Source organism: Burkholderia sp. Se-20378 (genome assembly GCF_017104665.1).
In the GTDB taxonomy this organism is placed as follows: domain Bacteria; phylum Pseudomonadota; class Gammaproteobacteria; order Burkholderiales; family Burkholderiaceae; genus Burkholderia; species Burkholderia lata.
In genome coordinates this window covers 1-1,522 of record NZ_JAAGPG010001012.1, presented here as the reverse complement: position 1 = coordinate 1,522, position 1,522 = coordinate 1, and the positions used below count along the sequence as shown (strand labels likewise).

Here is a 1,522-nt window from a genome sequence, read left to right as displayed (position 1 = left end):
TCAGAGGCCACCGCTTTCGACTCTCTTTCGCACACTCTTTCCCTACGTCGCGCTCTTCCGATCTGCGCTGCCGCGCCGCGCGCCCACTCCGCGGTGCGCTTCCATTCCGGCGGGCAATGGCACGACGCGGCGCTCTACGTGCGCGACACGCTGCTGGCCGGCGACGCGATCGACGGCCCGGCGATCGTCGCGGAGAAGAACGGCACGACGGTCGTCGAGCCCGGCTGGCGCGCGCAGATGACCGAGCAGGGCAACCTCGTGCTGACGCGCACGACGCCGCTGCCGACGCGCCGCTCGCTCGGCACCGACGCCGACCCGGTGCGGCTCGAGATCTTCAACAACCTGTTCATGTCGATCGCCGAGCAGATGGGGCTGCGGCTGCAGAACACCGCGTACTCGGTGAACATCAAGGAGCGCCTCGACTTCTCGTGCGCGATCTTCGACGGTGACGGCAACCTGATCGCGAACGCGCCGCACATGCCCGTGCACCTCGGCTCGATGGGCGAGAGCATCCGCACGGTGATCGAGCGCAACCGCGGCCGCATGCGCGACGGCGACGTGTTCATGCTGAACGACCCGTATCACGGCGGCACGCACCTGCCGGACGTGACCGTCATCACGCCGGTGTTCGCGGACGGCTCGGACGCGCCGCTGTTCTACGTCGGCTCGCGCGGCCACCACGCGGACATCGGCGGCACGACGCCGGGCTCGATGCCGCCCGATTCGACCCACATCGACGAGGAGGGCGTGCTGATCGACAACTGGCAGCTGGTGTCGGCCGGCACGCTGCGCGATGCGGAAACCCGCGCGCTGCTCGCGTCGGGCCGCTACCCGGCGCGCAACGTCGAGCAGAACATGGCCGACCTGCGCGCACAGGTCGCCGCGAACCAGAAAGGCGTCGACGAGCTGCGCCGGATGGTCGCGCAGTTCGGCCGCGACGTCGTGCTCGCGTTCATGGGGCACGTGCAGGACAACGCGGAAGAGGCCGTGCGGCGCGTGATCGGCGCGCTGCAGGACGGTGCGTACCGCTATCCGCTCGACAACGGTGCGGAGATTCGCGTCGCGATTCGCGTCGACCGGGCGGCGCGGCGCGCGGAAATTGATTTCACGGGCACGTCGGCGCAGCTCGACAACAACTTCAACGCGCCGAAGGCCGTCTGCATGGCTGCCGTGCTGTACGTGTTCCGCACGCTGGTCGGCGACGACATCCCGCTGAACGCCGGCTGCCTGAAGCCGCTGACGGTGATCGTGCCCGCGCGCTCGATGCTGAACCCCGAGTATCCGGCGGCGGTCGTGTCGGGTAACGTCGAGACGTCGTCGGCCATCACCAACGCGCTGTACGGCGCGCTCGGCTGCGTCGCGTCGAGCCAGGGAACGATGAATAACTTCACATTCGGCAACGATCGCTACCAGTACTACGAGACGATTGCCGGCGGCAGCGGCGCCGGCGACGGTTTCGCGGGTGTCGGCGCGGTGCAGACGCACATGACCAACTCGCGACTCACCGATCCGGAGGTGCTCA

At 68.7% G+C, this 1,522-nt stretch carries 1 pseudogene; it reads left to right on the top strand.

The features are described from left to right. Positions 1–69: 69 nt before the first annotated feature. A pseudogene (locus G3N93_RS39790) lies at positions 70–1,522 on the top strand (hydantoinase B/oxoprolinase family protein); the annotation flags it as partial.